This is a genomic window from Acidimicrobiia bacterium (genome assembly GCA_036271555.1).
In the GTDB taxonomy this organism is placed as follows: domain Bacteria; phylum Actinomycetota; class Acidimicrobiia; order IMCC26256; family PALSA-610; genus DATBAK01.
Map to the genome: position 1 here is coordinate 1 of DATBAK010000003.1, position 18,040 is coordinate 18,040.

At 68.9% G+C, this 18,040-nt stretch carries 14 protein-coding genes; 7 read left to right on the plus strand and 7 right to left on the minus strand.

The annotated features are described in order from the left end of the window. Both VH914_01200 and VH914_01205 read right to left on the minus strand, forming a co-directional pair. Positions 1–527, minus strand: a 527-nt coding sequence (locus VH914_01200; protein ID HEX4489796.1) for a hypothetical protein, incomplete at its 3' end; no start/stop codon positions are given. Between the two features lie 481 nt (positions 528–1,008). After that, on the minus strand, positions 1,009–1,245 hold the full coding sequence (locus VH914_01205) for a hypothetical protein (GenBank protein HEX4489797.1): 237 nt from the start codon (positions 1,243–1,245) through the stop codon (positions 1,009–1,011). 1,422 nt (positions 1,246–2,667) lie between these two features. Between VH914_01205 and VH914_01210 the strand changes: the two genes are divergently transcribed. Both VH914_01210 and VH914_01215 read left to right on the plus strand, forming a co-directional pair. Continuing rightward, positions 2,668–3,435 (plus strand): hypothetical protein, encoded by a 768-nt coding sequence (locus VH914_01210; GenBank protein HEX4489798.1) that lies wholly within the window; start codon positions 2,668–2,670, stop codon positions 3,433–3,435. Next, on the plus strand, positions 3,383–4,024 hold the full coding sequence (locus VH914_01215; GenBank protein HEX4489799.1) for a 3'-5' exonuclease: 642 nt from the start codon (positions 3,383–3,385) through the stop codon (positions 4,022–4,024). Before VH914_01210 ends, VH914_01215 begins: the two co-directional genes overlap by 53 nt. A gap of 159 nt (positions 4,025–4,183) precedes the next feature. Here VH914_01215 and VH914_01220 read toward each other — a convergent pair whose 3' ends face one another. Next, the gene (locus VH914_01220; protein HEX4489800.1) at positions 4,184–4,834 is read right to left on the minus strand and encodes a TetR/AcrR family transcriptional regulator; all 651 of its coding nucleotides are present in this window, start codon (positions 4,832–4,834) and stop codon (positions 4,184–4,186) included. Positions 4,835–5,037: 203 nt separating this feature from the next. Here VH914_01220 and VH914_01225 point away from each other — a divergent pair, with 203 nt between their 5' ends. Then, positions 5,038–8,346: an IPT/TIG domain-containing protein gene (locus VH914_01225; protein HEX4489801.1), complete on the plus strand. Its 3,309-nt coding sequence runs from the start codon at positions 5,038–5,040 to the stop codon at positions 8,344–8,346. A gap of 47 nt (positions 8,347–8,393) precedes the next feature. Here VH914_01225 and VH914_01230 read toward each other — a convergent pair whose 3' ends face one another. Next, positions 8,394–8,984, minus strand: coding sequence for a TetR/AcrR family transcriptional regulator (locus VH914_01230; protein ID HEX4489802.1), 591 nt, complete (start codon positions 8,982–8,984; stop codon positions 8,394–8,396). Between the two features lie 119 nt (positions 8,985–9,103). On the opposite strand from VH914_01230, the gene VH914_01235 reads away from it, so the two are divergent. Continuing rightward, on the plus strand, positions 9,104–9,376 hold the full coding sequence (locus VH914_01235) for a DUF4242 domain-containing protein (GenBank protein ID HEX4489803.1): 273 nt from the start codon (positions 9,104–9,106) through the stop codon (positions 9,374–9,376). Between the two features lie 124 nt (positions 9,377–9,500). Here VH914_01235 and VH914_01240 read toward each other — a convergent pair whose 3' ends face one another. Continuing rightward, positions 9,501–10,694 (minus strand): cytochrome P450, encoded by a 1,194-nt coding sequence (locus VH914_01240; protein ID HEX4489804.1) that lies wholly within the window; start codon positions 10,692–10,694, stop codon positions 9,501–9,503. Between the two features lie 68 nt (positions 10,695–10,762). Between VH914_01240 and VH914_01245 the strand changes: the two genes are divergently transcribed. From VH914_01245 to VH914_01255, 3 genes are read left to right on the plus strand one after another with little or no spacing between them, the layout of a single operon-like run. After that, on the plus strand, positions 10,763–11,488 hold the full coding sequence (locus VH914_01245; protein HEX4489805.1) for a DinB family protein: 726 nt from the start codon (positions 10,763–10,765) through the stop codon (positions 11,486–11,488). A 10-nt stretch (positions 11,489–11,498) separates the two neighbouring features. Continuing rightward, a complete protein-coding gene (locus tag VH914_01250; protein ID HEX4489806.1) occupies positions 11,499–12,227 on the plus strand; it encodes a hypothetical protein in 729 nt (242 codons plus the stop codon). After that, entirely contained in the window at positions 12,224–12,889 is a 666-nt protein-coding gene (locus tag VH914_01255) for a 4'-phosphopantetheinyl transferase superfamily protein (protein ID HEX4489807.1), read from the plus strand. The genes VH914_01250 and VH914_01255 overlap by 4 nt, the downstream gene beginning before the upstream one ends. Here VH914_01255 and VH914_01260 read toward each other — a convergent pair. Together VH914_01260 and VH914_01265 are read right to left on the minus strand one after the other, a co-directional pair. Beyond that, entirely contained in the window at positions 12,788–16,813 is a 4,026-nt protein-coding gene (locus tag VH914_01260; protein ID HEX4489808.1) for an amino acid adenylation domain-containing protein, read from the minus strand. The genes VH914_01255 and VH914_01260 overlap by 102 nt on opposite strands. After that, positions 16,810–18,036 (minus strand): cytochrome P450, encoded by a 1,227-nt coding sequence (locus VH914_01265; GenBank protein HEX4489809.1) that lies wholly within the window; start codon positions 18,034–18,036, stop codon positions 16,810–16,812. Before VH914_01265 ends, VH914_01260 begins: the two co-directional genes overlap by 4 nt. Positions 18,037–18,040 lie beyond the last annotated feature (4 nt).

Below are 18,040 nucleotides of genomic sequence, written 5' to 3' on the forward strand. Positions count from 1 at the left end.
ACCATCTGTGAGAAGTGATTGCGATCACCGAAGGCGGTCAACATCGCCAGCGTGTTCATCCCGACGCCCGGCTTGGTGACCTCTACCGTTCCGATCACATGATCGTCGGCATCGCGCACGCGCAGTGCGACCGTGACCAGCCCGATCTCGTCTCCCATGTACATACTCGGCGTGGCCCACCATGTCGCGACGGAACCGCAGGGCGCCAGATCGTCCACCACGTCACGAAGCGCGGGATGGAGCATCTGACGCAGCTCCTCGCGATCGACACCGAGATCGGCGAGGATCCATTCACCCTTATGCCGCAGCGACGCTCGGTACACGTCGAGCGAGGGATCCATAGGACCCTCCACGACCAGCGCCTCGGGACTGAACCCGAACAGGTCGCTGACAAGAGACCGATCAACGGTCGCCGCCATCTCAGCTGTCACTGCCACCAGGCGCCACTGAACGTCGTATGCGTTGGCCCAGAAACCGCCGCCTTCCAACGCTGCCACCACTTCGGCCAAAGCCGGATGAACGAGCACCTGCCTCCCGCCGCCGTCCGTCGTCCCGACCCCCGAGAGCGCATATTGCCCGCTCTGTGCTCGTTATGCGAGCAACCGTCGGCGTCGCGCGGCGACCTCGACCTCCGCATGTCCGAGGTCAGCCGCATCGTCTCCGACTACTTCTTCTTGCTCGGGGTCTGCGCGAGCGCGCTAGCCGCCGCTGCCTTGTCAGCAGCGCTCGACTTCGGGCTCGCCAGCACCTTGCCAGCCGCCGAAGCTGCCTTCGGGCCGGTCTGTCGGGTGTTCTTTCCCATGGCCTCCACCCCCTTTCGGTGTTTGCCGACCGGCCTGGCAGTGGCACATACTCCCGGTTGCTAAGGCCACGAGCTGGAGGACCACTACAGGTCTCGGTTCGGCTGGGTGTGGTGGGTCCGGACCTCTGCGCCCTGACCCACCATCACCAGTATGGGCGGCGATTGCGACACAGAACCTGGCTCCGAGTCCAGAACGACGGTCGCCGCTAGTTGGCTTGTGCGAGCCGCGCCTTCACTGTCACGTCGAGTTGGTTGATCGGCACGTACTCGCCGTAGCCGTGGCGCACGAGTGCTTCATAGTGCCGATACATCCGAGTCGAGATGCCCGGTGAGCCGAGGCTCGCGAGCGCTTCGTTGATCTCTTCGCGGCTCGGAGCCGGGTCGGAGTCGATGAAGATCTCCCAACCGGATCGAGCCGCTTGCTTCGCCGCATCTGACGACATTCGTAGTCCTCCTGGCCTTTGGGCCCTACTTCGCGACCCGTATTACAGCGCGGGAATTACACCGCTGTCAACGGAGGGTGGCGTCGCGCTCACCGCGCGCGTTCACGCGCGGCTCGTAGCGAAAGGAAGGAGACGCACCAGACGCTTTCGTCGTATCAACGGAGTAGAACGGCGAGATGCTTGCGCTGGGAGTCGGAGCGTGGAGCCTCGTTATCGCGGTCGCATTGCTCGCGATCGCGGTACCGACGCTTATGTACACGCGACGGTCCGCGAAACCCCGCTCGATCGAAGCCGAGCGCAAATCAGTTCCGGCGGGCCCAGACGTAAGCGTCTCGGCACACATGGGCGTGCCAGTTCCGGACGGACCACCCCTGGCCGGAATCGAAGCCGCGAACGTCGGGGCCTTGGCAACAACGATTCAGGGCTGGGGGTTCGAGATCGAGCGCGCCGGAGGTTCTCAGGTGGTCGACCCGTTTGGCGGCTACCTATCGCCTTCAGTTCCGTACCGCTTGGCGTCGCACGACTCGGCGAGCTTTCGGATGGAACTCGTTCCGATGTTGGCTTCGGTCCTTCCGCATACCGGCGGGCGCTCAGTCGCTCTCATTCCCTTCGTGCGCGTCGCGACAGGGCGCGTTCGCGGCGAGGCTTGGACGGCGCATGAGGACTGGTGGAATCAGGCCCGCGCTCTGGGGAGCTAGCGGCCGGGCCAGACGAGCAGCGCGCTCAGTTAGGCGACCGCGCATACCGATAACGCGATCTGCCGTGTAATTCTGGCCTCGTTAGCCTGTAACAGAGGATCGACATCGACCATTGCGGTCCTGGTCACAGCTAACGGTGAAGTCCTCTCTGCTGGTCAGAGGCGTTTGTCCTGGTCATACGGCCATGATTCTCGAATGATGGATCGCGACGTCTTCCAGCGTTCGGCGGCCTCTCGCGGCGTCTCGCGGCCTGGCCGCGGCCTCAGTGCGCGGGTGGAAGCGTGTGCACCAACGCGCGCGGCACCATGCCTCGTTCACCACGGGGACAGACGGGCGAGGCGCGAGATCGGCGGAGCTACCTCGGGCGCCTGCCGCGGCTCGCGGCGGCCATCAGCAGCGGTTGGGAGGTGAGTGTCCGACCCGCGCCGCAGCTTTCACAGATGCCGACGAGTCTTCCGGTCACGGTGGCTGCGGACCAGTTCGACGAACTGTGCAAGCCGACGCAGCCGCTCGCGGCCGTGGCCGAGTTGGTCTGGAACGCGCTCGACGCCGAAGCGACAACGGTGGATGTCGTGATCGGCCGTACGGAGATGGACGCGGTGCGAAGCGTCAAGGTGATCGACAACGGCCACGGCATGGCGCACGCCGAGCGATCCGAGACTTCAGCACCCTCGGAGGCTCATGGAAGAAGGGCCAGAAGCTCTCGAAGAACGGCGCGCGCCCGTTGCACGGTAAGAAGGGTCAGGGCCGCTTCCGCGCGTTCGCCCTTGGGAACGAGGCCGAGTGGACGACGGTCGCCGACGCGTTCGGTGGGGGCCTCGAACGCACGGCTGTCTTCGGTTCGTTGGACGCTTCGGAGTTCACCGTCAGTGATCCCGAGGCTCTCGCAACAGGCCGGTCAGGCACGACCGTAAGTGTCACGGGAGCACGCGAGACAACCGGCCCGCTTCTCAGGGATTCAGCGTCGAACTGGCTCGTCGTTCGCTTCGCGGCGTATCTGGCTCGCTACACGAACGTCGTCGTGAGTTACGACGGGACTCATCTCGACCCGGCTTCGATCCTCGAACACGAGGAAGACGTCGAGCTTGATCCGACTCTGGGCGGTGACCTCGGCTCGGTTCGGTTGCACGTGATGGAGTGGAAGCCCGAGATCATCGACCACCGAAGCTCGATCATCGTGTGCGACGGTGAAGGCGTAGCGATCGACGAGATCATCGACCGTGTTCCTCAGACGCGCAAGATCACGGCGTACCTCGCGTGGCCGGGCTTCGAGCAGCATGGGAAGGACATCTCGATCGCCGAGATGGGACACGCAGTTCTGAACCCGATCATGGACGCGACGCGCGCCGGGATCGCCGACTACCTGTCCAGACGCAGCGCGGCCGAACGTCAGGACGTGAATGGTTCCCACCGGCGTGCTGAGTGCCAGCCTTCAAGGGGTGGTCGACAGGGTGCGGCAGGTAATCGCGGCTGTGAACGGCTGGACGACTGATGACACTCTCGGGCAGCGGCGCGTAGCTCTTGCTCAACTCATCGAGCATGCGCGCGGCGCGGCGGATAGGGCCGATTGGGAGACCTTTACGCAAGGGCTATCCGACGACGTGCTGCTGTCTGAACTTCGCGGCCTTCTGTTCGCCGAGAACGACGACGAGATGCACAGTGTCACCGTTGCGATGCACGAGAGGCTCGGCCTTGTTCCCCCGCCCGAGGCGGGTTCCGATCGCATACGGATCATGACCATGCACGGAGCGAAGGGGCTGTCGGCGAACGTCGTGTTCATCCCGGGCCTAGAGGACCAAGTGTTTCCCGGTCCGAAGCGAGGTTTGGCTGCGGGCCTCGTGCTCGAAGGTGCCCGCACGCTCTACGTATCGCTCACACGTGCGCGGGCCGCCGTGATCTGCACGTCCTCGAAGACACGCTTCCAGAACGGTCGATTCGGAACGAATTCTCCAAGCCGGTACCTGACGGTGCTCGGGAACACCGTCACGAGTAGGACGACAGGTCTCTCGAAGAGCGAGGCTTCGGCGATTGCCACCACGGTCGCTATGGTCAATCAAACAGCCTTGATCGCTCGCGCGTGACTCACCTCGACGCTCGGGTTGCTCTGTCGACCTGTTTCCGAAGGCCCTACAACGGCTCGCGGGAGCGCGGGCATGAGGTACACGAAGGGACATGTCGGCTGCCGTCGCAGTTCGTCTCGCACAGTGGCGGCCTCCGAACCTGCTCTCGACATCGCGACATCACGCCGGCGGCACCAGGTGCGCGAGGTTCGTGATGCCCGCGGTGAGGTGCGCGGCGGGGTCGGGCCACGCGAACGACGTGATGGTCGACGGCAGCGCCACCATCCCGTGCACGAAGTACCAGATCGCGACGCTGTCGGTCGTGGCGTCGGTGCTCGTGGAGCGACCCGCGTCGATGCACGTCTGGAGCAGGCCGATCATCATCGCGACGGTGCCCGCGAAGATCGGCAGCGTCTCGACCATCGGTCGCTCGTCGTCGTCCCACAACGAGAGGAACCGGCGCTCGAAGATGACGCGGTACTGCGTCGGATGCGCCCGTCCGAACTCGACGTACGCGCGCCACGCGGCGAAGAGCGCGGCCACCGGATCGGCGGCGCGCGCCGCCGCGGTGAGCTGCGTCGCGAGGGTGCCGAGCTCCTCGGCAACGACCGCGTCGATGATCGCGGCGCGATCCGGGAAGTGGGCCGAGATCGACGGCGCGGTGATCCCGATCTCGCGCGCCACGGCGCGCAGCGTGACCGCGTCCTCGGATCCGGAGCGCTCGAGGATCGCCGTCGCGCCGGCGACGATCTCCGCCCGCAGCAGGTGTCCCTGGCCACGGGCATTGCGTTGCCGGGCCGATGCCCGGCTCCCCTTCTCGTGCGCTTCCACCGCGACCATTTTTACGCCGACTCACCTACCCCTCGTATGCTTTCTCATTAAAGTTTACAGTTGACAGTATACATATGATTAGTTAGCGTCCCCTCGCAGGATCGGACCGAGGGGGCAGCGTGGACAGCACCGGCGAGCAGCAAACGCGAGGGCCAAAGGGTGCGTCCCGGCGCGCATCCCGGCCGTGGCGGCGCGCGGTGGCCATGGCCGCGATCGCGGGCCTGGTCTCGGCACTGACCCTCGTGCGGGTCGACATCACTCCGGCCGGCGCGGCGGATCCCGCGCAGACCGTGCAGACCTCGAAGACCGGCACGTTCGGTTCGATCGAGGAGGTGACCACGACCAGCGGCATCAACCAGGTCACGATGGTCGCGGGCCTGATCGCCACGGCGCCGACGACCAGCGACGGGACGAGCCACGGGAGCGACGATTCGACCACCGCGGTGGCGCCCTTGCCGTACCAGTCGGTGTACTTCTCGGTCGAGGCACAGAACGGCATCTGGTATCCGCTGTGCAACCAGACAACCAATGCCGGTGGAATGGCCGGGTGCTCGGCCGAAGCGCCGTATTTCATGCTCCAGCAGACCGTCGGCGGCCCCTACATCAAGCAGTACTACGTACTCAGCGCGTGGTCGGCGGCGTACCAGGGCGGAACGCAGAGCTCGGTCACCTACGGGAGCTCGAGTGACTACGGGCTGATTCCCGGCGCACCGGCGCCCGCGCCGACACCGCCCGACAACGGCGGCATCGAGATCGTCCCCCAGAGATACGCCTCGGGCTGCAAGCCGCAAGACCCCAACGCGCCGGGCTCGTTCCTCGACATCTTCACCGACGGCGGGAACTGCAATCTCGTCGCCCTGGAGAAGATCGCGGCACCGTTCGCGATGGGCTTCGCCGCCATCGTGACCGGAGGCCTCGTCGTGCTGCCCGTGTTGCTCAACCAGATCGCGTCAGTCGCGGCGATATTCGCCACGACGTTCGTTCCCGTCAACATCATCCAAACGTCCCTCATCGGTTTGACCGGCATCGCGGCGGCATCCCTCGAGGTTCTGGGCCCGCTCGCCGGAATCGGTCTCGTGTTGGGCACCGTGTCGGGTGGTTTGCTCGCCAACTACGAGACGACCTCGATCGGACCGACCGGCGACCTCCAGATCGGAACCGGAGGCACCCTCGAAAACGATGGCGTGTTGAACAACAACGGGACGATCCAGGACGCCAGCTCGTCCAGCAACGGTGCCGGGACGATCGTCAACCACGGCACGATCGTCAACAACGGCACGATCCCCAACAACGGCCAAGGTGGCGGTGGTCTGTTGATCACCGCCAACAACTACACGCTCAACTTCGACCTGGCCGGCCCGGGCAACCCCCCCTCGGCAATGCATGTGTTCGCTCCGACGGTGACCGCATCGCAGCAGTCGCTCCCCACGCCGTCCGACCCGGGATCCGCCAAGGTCTTCACCGGCTGGTACACCGCGGCCGAGGGCGGAACCGCGGTGGCGAACGACACCGACCTCTCGGCACTGCTGCCCACCGGACCTTCGTCGACCACGCTGTACGCCCACTTCGTCGCCCGCTCCGACCTCGGCACCGCGACGACGGCGAGCGGGGCCACGACCACCTACTCAACCGCGGCTCAGAACGTCAGCCTGACCGCCCACGTCGTGAACTCGGCCGGGCCCGTCGCCGAGGGCAACGTCATCTTCACTCTGTACAACGGCTCGAACCAGACGGTGGCCACGCCGGTCACCGCACCGATCGGTGAGGGCACGGCGTCGACCCTCTACGCGCTTCCGGCCGGCCTCGCTGCCGGGACCTACCGCGTGCAGGCCAACTACAGCGACCCCGGGGGACTGAACGAGATCAGCGGCGACGGGGTGCCGAACGTCGTCGTGGCCCAGGCGCCGACCACGACGACCGGCGCGGTATCGACGGTGTACAGCGGCGACACCCAGGACATCCCGGTCACCGCGCAGGTGTCGTCGTCAGTGGCGACGGTCGACGAAGGCACCGTGACGTTCACCCTCGAAGATGGCAACCAGGCCGCGGTCACCGCGAGCGCGCCCGTTGCCAACGGGACCGCTGCGACCGTGCTGCCCGTCCCGGCCGGCCTTCTGAGCGGTACGTATTCGATCCTCGGCACGTACCGCGACATGGGCGGCAATTTCGGGAACAGCTCCGACATCGAGCCGGGCGGGCTCCCGCAGTCGGTCGTCCTGCCGAATCCCTTGCAGAACTTCGTCGTCGGCCGGACCTGGTCTCCGAGCGAACCATTCTCGCTGAGCATCTTCAACGACGTGCTCTACAGCGGTCTGGACCCGGCCTCGACCGGCTGCACCTGGGACGGCTTCACGCTCAAGTTCTTCGACGTCGGCACCTGCTTGCTCGACGCGACGTTCCCGGCAGCCGACGGGTACGCCGCGACCCCGGTGCAGCTGCGCGTTCCGATCGGCCCGGCCGAGAACGTCTACGAGGTCCAGTCGTGGCCGGGCAGCAACGTGGCGGTGGGCAGCACGTTCACACCCAAGGTGACGTCGGTCTCCGGACTGCCCGCGACCCTGTCGATCGATCCGTCCTCGACGGGCGGGTGCAGCGTGTACAACGGCACGCTCATGTTCAACTCGGTCGGCGTGTGTTACGTCGACTTCACCACGCCGACGACGTCGAAGTACTTCGGCGGGACCTACAAGTACTACTACATCAACATCAATCTCGATCCTCAAGGCATCACGTTCATCGCGTCGCCACCCGCGGTGGTCGGCGGTTCGTATCCGGTGTGGGCCACGTCGGACTCGAGTCAAACGGTGAGCCTGAGCGTGGATCCGGCATCCGCACGCGTGTGCACGATCACCGGGAACACCGTCACCTATGCGCGGGTCGGATCGTGCGTGGTCGACGGGGCGGTTGCGTCGTCGGGGAACTACGCGGCGGGAACCGCGTCGGAAACGATCACGGTCGGGAAGGCGCAACCGACGATCACGTTCTCGGCACCGCCGGACGACGCGGCGGTGGGCGGGACGTACGCGGTGTCGGCCACCGCCAGCTCCGGTGCCCCCGTCGCGTTGAAGGTCGACGCGACGACACGACGCGCCTGCTCCCTCGGCGCGGGCACCGTGACGTTCACGCACGCGGGCTCGTGCCAGATCGACGGTTCGGTCAAGGCGTCCGGTGGCTCGGCGCGCGTGACGGCTTCCCAGACGATCGCCGTCGCGAAACCCGTGCCGCTGCAGATCACTTCGGCGACACCGAACTCGGGCCCGGTCGCGGGTGGAACGCCGATCGACATCATCGGCACCGGGTTCGCGGCCGGAGACCAGGTCGTCATCGGACAGGGCCGCGGTGCGCGCACGGACACCATCGCCGCGACGCAGGTCACCATCGTCTCGCCGACCGAGATCACCGCGGTCACCGGAGGTGGGGCCAAGGCCGGCACCTTCACCGTCTATGTGATCAACACCTCGGGGAAGGTCTCGAAGGCTGTCGCCGACGTTCGGTTCACCTATCGGCCGTAGCCGTCGCAGTCCGTTCCAGAGGCTTCACCGCGAACGAAGTCGCCGCGTCAGCCGCGCGAGTCGGAAGCAGGCACGCGGAAGGCGCCGAGCATGTCGGTGATGAGCTCGAGGCATTCCTTGCGCGCGGCCTCGGGGTCGTCGGCGTCGGCGATGTAGAGGCACGCCTCACTGAGCGCGCCGAGCAACAGCAGCGCGAGCGGGCGCAACGGACGGTCTTCGATGACACCCGCGTGCACGGCCTTGCGGAGCGCGCCGCGCAGCGCGACCGCGCCGTAGCGGTTCTCGATCGCGCGCACGTCCTCCCACGGGAGCACCGCGCGCGCGTCCTGGAGGACGATGCGCCGCACCGCGGGGTCGAGGTGCGCGTCGATCCACAGCGTGCAGCCGGACACGAGCGCCTCCCACGAATCGGGTGCGAGGAACTCCGCGACCGCGTGGTCGGACACCTCGTGCTGGACCTGCTCGACCACCGCCTTGAACACGTCCTCCTTGCCGCCGAAGTGGTGGTACAGCGCGCCCTTGGTCACGCCGGCGGCGACGACGATCTCGTCGGTCGAGGTGTCGCCGTAGCCCGACTCGCCGAACAGCTGGCGCGCCGCGCCGACCAGGGCGGCCCGGGTGGCGTCGCCCTGGGCCACGCGCTTGTCCTTCGCGGACGTCCTCTTGACTTCCGTACTCTTGGTATGCATACTCACGTACCACTGGTATGTCGGGGAGATACTCCGAGTACGATACCAGTAGTACGGGGGTGCTACCAATGCCGAAGTTCGTGATCGAGCGAGACATCCCGGGTGCGGGCAAGCTCAGCGAGTCCGAGCTGCGTGACATCAGCCAGAAGTCGAACAAGGTCCTCGCCGACCTCGGGCCCGAGATCCGCTGGCTCCAGAGCTACGTCACCGACGACAAGCTGTACTGCGTCTACGTCGCGCCCAGCGAGGACATCATCTTCGAGCACGCGCGCTGCGGCGGCTTCCCCGCCGATCGCGTGACCCGCATCGCGACCGTGATCGACCCGTCGACCGGCGACTGACCGTGCGGTCCCCCAGGAACGGGCGGGTCGCTTGGCGGCCCGCCCGACCCGGCGGCCGAGGCGTCGAGGAGGGCGACGCTTGCGAGCCCGACCAGAAAACGCAGATCGGTCCGGCTTCGCCGCGTCAGCGGAGGTGGATGGGGACCGACGCGAAGCCGCGCACGGTGCTCGTGTGCACGGGGACGAGCTCGGACTCGTCGATCTCCCACGTCGGGAAGTGCGCCAGCGTCCGGGCCAGCGCGATGCGGCCTTCGAGGCGCGCGAGCGCGGCGCCGAGACAGAAGTGCGCGCCGTAGCCGAACGTGATGTGGCGCTTGATCGCGCGGCGCACGTCGAAGCGATCGGGATCGTCGAACTCACGCGGGTCGCGGTTCGCGCTGCCGTTGAGCAACAGGATCTTCGAGTCCGCGGGCACGACCGTGCCGTGCACCTCGAACGGCTGCGTGACCCAGCGCCCGTTCACGGGTGACGGCGCCTCGAATCGCAGGAGCTCTTCGACACCGTTGGGCACGAGCGACGGATCCTCGACGAGCGCGGCGCGCTGATCCGGATTGCGCGCGAGCACGACCGCGGCCCAGCTCAACAAGCGCGCCACGGTCTCGACGCCCGCGCCCGCGAGCAGGATGACGAACGACACCACCTCGAGCTCGTCGAGCCGGCGGGTCGCACCGTTCTCTTCGATCTCGGCCTCGATCAGCGCGGTGATGAGGTCGTCGCGCGGCGCCGTGCGACGCTCGATGATCATCGCGTTGACGTACTCGAACGTCGCGTAGCCCGCGGTCATCGCGCGCTCGCTCGGACCGTTCGACGCTTCGTCGCGATGGAGGATGTCGTCGAACCAATGCCGCATCTGCTCGCGATCCTCCGCGGGCACACCGAGCAGCTCGCCGATCACCATCGGCGGCAGCAGCGCGCCGAACTGGTCGACGTAGTCGAACTGATCCGCGTCCGCGAACGGTGCGAGGTAGTCGTCGACGAGCGCGGCGACCGACGCCTCGAGATCCCGGATGCGCCGGGGCGTGAACGCGCGGCTCACGAGCGTGCGCAGCTGATCGTGCTCGGGTGGATCCATGAAGATCATCGTCGGGTGCTCGATCGGCGCGTCGAGCGTCTCGAGCTGCACACCGTGCGCCGAGCTGAACGTCGTGGTGTCGTGATACGCGGTCCAGACGTCCTCGAACCGGCTCAGCGCCCAGAACCCGTAGCGCTCGTTCCAGTAGAGCGGCTGCTCCTCCCGCATCCGCCGCCAGACCGGGTGCGGGTCGACGTCGATCGCGTAGTCGTACGGGTCGTAGTAGATCGCGGCCTGCGTCGTCATCGTCCCTGCATTCTGCCCCGACGCCGGGGCGGTTGCCGACGCCGCCGGCCGCGCCTAGACACGCGCGCATGGCGGAGCTCGTCGACGACGACCTGCAGAACTCACGGTTCTTGCGCGTCAACCTGAACGGCAGCCGCTTCCACGGCTGCGGGTTCCGCAACGTGAAGATCACCGACGCGTTCGTCGACAACCTGGAGATCTCGGCGTACCTCGGGTCGCTCGTCGTGAACGAGGTCGACGTGAGCGATTACGTGCGCGCCGAGCTCGCGCGCCGCCACCCGGAGCTCCGCGCGCTCGCGGCGCGCGACCCCGACGGGTTACGCGCCGCGTGGCGGGTGATCGAGGACCAGGCCGCGGCGACGCTGGCGCGCGCCCGCGCGCTCCCGGAGACCGCGCGGCACGAGTCGGTCGACGGCGAATGGTCGTACGTCGACACGCTGCGCCACCTCGTGTTCGCGACCGACCGCTGGATCACCGGACCGGTGCTCGACGACCCCGAGCCGTTCCACTCGCTCGGCATGCCGATGGACGACCCCGAGCCGTGGCGCGAGCGGCTCGACATCGACGCGTCACCATCGCTCGACGAGGTGTTCGCGATCCGCCGCGCGCGCATGGACTCGATCGTGCAACTTCTCGCCGACGCGACCGATGCCGACGTCGCGCGCGAAGTCGCGTCACCGAACGGCGGGCAGACGACGGTCGCGGGATGCATCGGCGTCGTGCTGAACGAAGAGTGGGCGCACAACCGCTACGCGAAGCGCGACCTCGACGTGCTCGGCGCGCCACGGACCTGAGGGGACGGACGTGCCGGGCCTGAGGGAGTGGCCGGCGTGGGCGGCGACCCGCGCACGGTGGTACTCGACGCTCGAGCGCGCGCCACGGTTGTACTGCGCGTACCTCCGGGAGCGCGGTGTCGGGACCGTCGTCGACGCGCGCACGACGATCGTGATCGACGGCTCACCGGGCTCGGCGAACAGCTTCGCTCGCGAGGCGCTGCTCTACTCCAACCCCGACGCGCAGGTCGCGAGCCACATCCACTCCGCCGCACACATCCTCGAGGCGCTGCGGCTCGGCAAGCCCACGGTGCTCACGATCCGCGACCCGGTCGACGCGATCAGCTCCTACCTCGCGCGGGGCTATCGGGACGAGCTCGACGACGCGCTGCGCGCGTACGCACGGCTTCACCGGCGCGTCCTGCCCGTGCTCGATCGCGTCGTCGTGGCACCGTTCGATCGGGTCACGCAGGCGTTCGGCGCGATCGTCGACGAGGTCGACGCGCGCTTCGACACCCGACTCGTCGCGTTCCCACACGACGATCCCGCCGCGCGCGACGCCGTGTTCGCGACGCTCGAGGCGTACACGCGCGGGGTCGCAGGCGAGCGCGCGACCCAACTGCAAGCGACACCCACGGCGGAACGGCGCGCGCTCAGTGCCGACGTGCGAGCCCTCCTCCTGGAGCCCGGGCACGAGGCCCTCATCCGTGACTGCGAGACGCTCTACGCGCAGTGCCTCGCGCACGCCTCGCGGCAATGACGAGCGTCGACGTGTGGAGCCTCCGACTCGGGCCGGATGCGCGGGCGGAGCGCGACGCGTGGAGCGTGCTCACGCCCGACGAGCAGCGTACGGCCGATCGCTACCGCGATCCTGCCGACCGCGCCGCCCGGATCCGTACGCGCGCGCTGCTCCGGACGGTGCTCGGGCGCGCGTTGGATCGTGATCCGCGCGTGGTCGAGATCATCGCGACCGCCGACGGCAAGCCCGTGCTCGCCGACCCGGCCGTGCCTCGGTTCAGCGTGTCGCACTCGCGTGCGCTCGCGGTCGTCGCGGTCGTCGCGACCGGCGCGACCGAGCTCGGCATCGACATCGAGCCGCGGCGCGACTTCGCATGGGCGGAGGTCGCCGAACGCTTCTTCGCGCCCGCCGAACGCGCCGCGATCGACGGCCTCGCCGCCGGCGAGCGGCTCGACGCGTTCCTCGCGATCTGGGTCCGCAAGGAGGCCTACCTGAAGGGCCTCGGCCTCGGCTTCACCGACGTGAGCGACGACTTCGAGGTACCGCTCGGCGACGGGTTCGTGCACGATCCCGCGCGCCCGTCAACGCGGTGGTACCTGCACGGCCTCGATCTCGATATCGACCACGCCGCCGCGCTTGCGGTCGCCGACGCTCCCGCGACCGTCGTCGTGCACGAGGTCTGAGCGGTCGAGCACATCGGTGAGCGCGCTCGCGAGGACGCCCACGTGGGGCTCGTCCATCAGCGTGTCGTGGCTCACGCCGGGTCCGTCGACGAGGTACGTCCGCTCGGCACCGTCGACGAACCGCACCGCGCTCGTCGACGCGCTCGGATCCCCGGCACGGAAGAACGTGAGCGGGCAGCCGATCACGGGCACGACGTACGACTTCAACGCGCGTCCGAGCGCGCGCTCGAGTGGCCATTCGGGTTCGGCATCACCGGGGCGGCGCACGCGTACGTAGTCACCGAGTCGCGGGCGCGCGTCGACACGCGTGCGCGCGTTCGTGAGCCGCCGGCGCAGGTACGTGCCGGTGGTCTCCTCGCCACGCATCAGGGCCGCGAGCTGCGCGGCCTCACGGCGCGGGCGCGAGTCCTTCACGAGGTCGGTCGGGTCGGCGTCGAACAGCGCGAGCGCGGCGACCGTGTGACCGAGCGCCTCGAGCTGGTGCGCGACCTCGATCATCACGATGCCACCGAAGCAGAAGCCCGCGAGCTGGTACGGACCCTCGGGTTGGAGCCGAAGCACGTCGTCGCGATAGCGGCGCGCCAGCTCTTCGAGGCGCAGGCGGCGGCGACCGCCGAGCACCTCGGCCGTCGGGCGGAGACCGAACACCGGCTGGTCGGAGGCCAGGTGCCGCACGAGCCCGGTGTACCGGAAGAGGAGGCCACCGACCGTGTGCCCCACCACGAGCGGCCGCCGCCCACCCAGCGGTTGCATCGGAACGATCGTCGTGTCGTCGACCGCGTGACGTTCGATCGCGCGCGAGATCTCGCGAATCGTCGGTGACGCGAACATCAACGCGAGCGGGATGTCGCGCCCGGTCTGCCGGGCGGTGCGCGCGAACAGGACCGCCGCGAGCAGCGAGTCGCCGCCGAGCGCGAAGAAGTTGTCGTCGATGCCGACGCGTTCGAGACCGAGGACCTCGCACCAGATCGCGGCCTGGGCGCGCTCCACCGGTGTCATCGAGTCGTCGTCCGTCACACCGTCGGTGAGATCGATCACCGCGGGGAGCGCGCCGCGATCGAGCTTGCCGGTACTCGTCATCGGCAACCCGTCGACGGGCACGACCGTGGCGGGCACGAGATGTGCGGGAACGCGCTCGCGCAAGTGGTCACGCAGCTCGCGTGCCGACGTGCCGTCGGCGACGACGTACGCGATCAGACGACGGCCGCGCGCCTCGGCGCCGTCGGTCGCGACGACCGCGGCGGCGGAGACGGCGGGGTGCTCGAGCAGCAGCGCTTCGACCTCGCCGGGCTCGACACGGAAGCCGCGGATCTTCACCTGTGCGTCGACCCGGCCGACGAACTCGATCGTGCCGTCGACGCGGAAACGGGCGCGGTCACCGGTGCGGTACACGCGCGCCCCTGGGTCCGCGCGGAACGGATGCGGCACGAAGCGTTCGGCGGTGAGCTCGGGCCGGTGCAGATAGCCGCGCGCGAGGCCGGCGCCGCCGATCAGCAGCTCGCCGACGACACCGACCGGAACCGGCTGGTCGTGCGCGTCGACGATGTAGACGTCGGTGTTCGCGATCGGACGGCCGATCGGGATCGTCGCGCCCTCCGCGTCGAAGGGGCGGACGTCGTGGCAGACGGCGTCGGTCGTCGCCTCGGTCGGGCCGTAGCCGTTCACCAGCCGCAGGTCGGGCAGCAGTCGCAGCGCCTCCTTCGCGTGCGCGGGCGAGAGCACGTCACCGCCGACCGCGAGCTGGCGCACGCCGACGAGGTCGCGCCACGACTCGTCGACGACGAGGTGGAACAGCGCGGGCGTGAGGCAGACGGCGTCGACCCGCTCGCCGCGCACGAGCGATCCGAAGCGCGCGAGCGAGAACGGCTCGTCGGGGGCGATCACGAGGCGGCTGCCGTGCAGGAGCGCGCCCCAGATCTCGAACGTCGCCGCATCGAACGCGAGCGGAGCGAGGTGGAGCATCGCGTCGATCGCGCCGAAGTCGACGTAGTCGACGCCGAAGAGACGGGCGAGCACGTTGCGGTGCTCGATCATCACGCCCTTGGGCGATCCGGTCGATCCGGACGTGTAGATGACGAACGCGAGCGCGTCCGGTGCCGTCGTGACGGCCGGCGCGGACGCGGGCTCCTTCTCGATGCTCGCGGCGTCGTGTTCCAGCCGAACGACGTGAGCGCCGCCGCTCGGCAGCTCGGCGCCCGAGCGCGTGACGACGAGGTCGACGTCGGCGTCCTCGATCATGAGGCGCAGCCGCGGCTCGGGATAGGCCGGGTCGAGCGGCACGTACGCGCCGCCGGCCTTGAGCGTCGCGAGCAGCGTGACGATCGCGTCGACCGAACGGGGCAGATGGATGCCGACTCGCGACTCGGGGCCGACACCGTGCACGACAAGGTGGTGCGCGAGCTGGTTAGCGCGCGCGTCGAGCTCTCCATAGGTCACCGATTCGTCGAGCGCGGTGAGCGCGATCGCGTCTGCATGCGCCGCGGCGGCCGTCGCGAACTGCTCGTGAATGGTGCGCGCCGGAAACGGAGCGCGCGTCTCGTTCCACGAGACGAGCATGCGGTGGCGTTCCTGGCGCTCGAGCAGGTCGTACGAGTGCACCGGCGCGGCCGGGTCGGCCACGATCGCGGCGAGCAGCACGAGGAAGTGGCGCACGATCCGCTCCGCGGTACCGCGGTCGTACAGGTCGGTCGCGTATTCGAGCGTGCCGGCGATCGTGGCGCCCGACTCCTGCAGCTCCATCGAGAGGTCGAACATCGACGTGCCCGTCTCGATGTCGAGGACCTCGCTCGTGACGCCCTCGAACCGAAGGTCGCGCGCGGGCGCGTTCTGGAACACGAACAGCTGCTGGAACAGCGCGGTGTGTCCGAGGGACCGCATCGGCGCGAGCGCCTGCACGACCTGCTCGAACGGCGCGTCCTGATGCGAGTAGGCCACCAGCGCGGTCGCACGCACGCGTGCGAGCACGTCGACGAACGCGGGCTCGCCGGAGAGATCGGCCCGCAGCGCCACAGTGTTGGCGAAGAAGCCGAGGAGGTCGTTCGTCTCGCGCCGGGTGCGGTTCGCGATCGGTGTGCCGACCACGATGTCGTCCTGGCCCGTGTACCGCCCGAGCAGCAGCTGGTACGCGGCGAGCAGCACCATGAACGGCGTCGCCCGCCCGGCTCGAGCGACGCGCCGCACACCGGTGGTGAGCTCCGGCGAGAGCTCCACCCCGACCTGCGCACCGCGCCCGGAGCGCCGGTGCGGACGCGGCCGGTCGCCGGGCACTTCGAGTAGCGGCGGCATGCCGTCGAGCGCGTGCACCCAGTAGTCGACGTGGCGCGCGGTCGTCGCGTCGGCCTGTCGCTGCCAGACCGCGTAGTCGGCGTACTGGATCTCCGGCGCCGCGCGCTCGGAGCGGGGCTCGTCGCGCACGAACGCGTCGTACTGCATGCTGATCTCGTCGAGCATCAACGACTCGGACCACGCGTCGGTCGCGATGTGGTGCATCGTGAGCGCGAGGATCCACTCCTCCTCGCGCACGCGCACGACGAGGGCGCGGAACACCCGTCCGGTCGCGAGGTCGAAGCGCCGGCGGCACTCGATGCGCACCCGGCGACGCGCCTCGGTGTCGGCGTGCGCGCGCCGGCTCAGGTCGACGACGCGCAGGTCACACGGACGTTCGGGTCCGATCAGCTGGACCGGCCGACCGTCAACAGTCGGGAAGCCCGTACGCAGCACCTCGTGGCGCGCGACGAGCTCGTCGAGCGCGTGCCGCAGCGCGTCGACGCGCAGCCGGCCGTGCAGTCGCCGCACCACCGACACGTTGTACGTCCACGAGATCGGCTCGAGCTGGTCGAGCAGCCAGATGCGCTGCTGCGCGAACGACAGCGGGAGCTCACCGCCGCGCGCCACCGGGACGATCGGGCGTGGGTCGCGGGTCATCGGAGCGGCAACGGGAGGGATTCGAGACCGCGGAATGCGCCCGCGTCGGCGCGCCACGTCACGGTGGCCGGTGCCGCGACCGGACCGAGGCGATCGGCCAACGCGGTGAATGCGAGCTGCGCTTCGAGACGCGCGAGCGGAGCGCCGAAGCAGTGGTGCGTCGAGAACCCGAACGCGAGGTGACGGTTGGCCGCGCGCTCGATGTCGAGCCGGTCGGGATCGGGGAAGACCGCCGGGTCGCGGTTTGCGGCCGCGAGCACCGCGATCACGGCCTGCTGACGCTCGATGCGTCGCCCGGCGAGGGTCACGGTCTCCACCGCGACGCGCGCGGTGTGCTGGATCGGGCTGTCGTAGCGGAGCAGCTCTTCGACCGCGGCGGGGATGCACGCGGGCTCGTCGCGCACGCGCGCCCATTGGTCGGAGTGACGCAGCAGCGCGAGCAGGCCGTTGCCGATCAGGTTCGTCGTCGTCTCGAGCCCGCCCACGAGCGTGATGATCGCGTTCGCGACCGCCTCGTCGTCCGACAGACCGTCGCCGACGAGCGCGTCGAGCAGACCTACCGGTCGCCGGGCACGATCGCGCAGCGCGCCCTCGAAGTACTCGGTGATCGACGCGACCGCGCCGCGCAGGCGCGCCGCGCGCACCGGGCCGTGCTGGAAGTTGCCGAGCAGCTCGGCGAACGCGCGCGTCCACTCGCTGAGCCGCGGCCAGTCGACGGTCGGCAACCCGAGCATCTCGCAGGACACGATCGCGGGCAGCGGGCGCGCGAAGTCGGCGATCACGTCGAACCCGCCGGCGCGCGCGGCGTGCGTCAGCAGCTCGTCGACGACGGCCGCGATCCGCTCGCGCAGCGCGTCGACGCGCGGCGGCGTGAAGCCCTTGGCCACGATCATGCGGACGCGTGTGTGCTCGGGCGGGTCCATGTAGAGCATCTGGCGGACCATCACCCGGGCGATCGGCGTGAGCGCTTCCAGGCCGAGCGACGCGAGCAGCTCGGGTGACGGCGTGCGCGCCGCGGAGAAATCCTGGAGCACGCTCATCACGGGCTCGTGCGCGGTGACCACCCACGTGTGCAGGAACGGATCCCAGTGCACCGGGTCTTCGGCGCGCAGACGGTGGTACAGCGGATACGGATCCTCCCGCAGCTCCGGCGCGAGCAGCCGGTAGAGGCTCAGCCCCGCATCGCCCACTGTGCCCGCCGGCGCGGCGGCTCCCCTCGCCATGTCG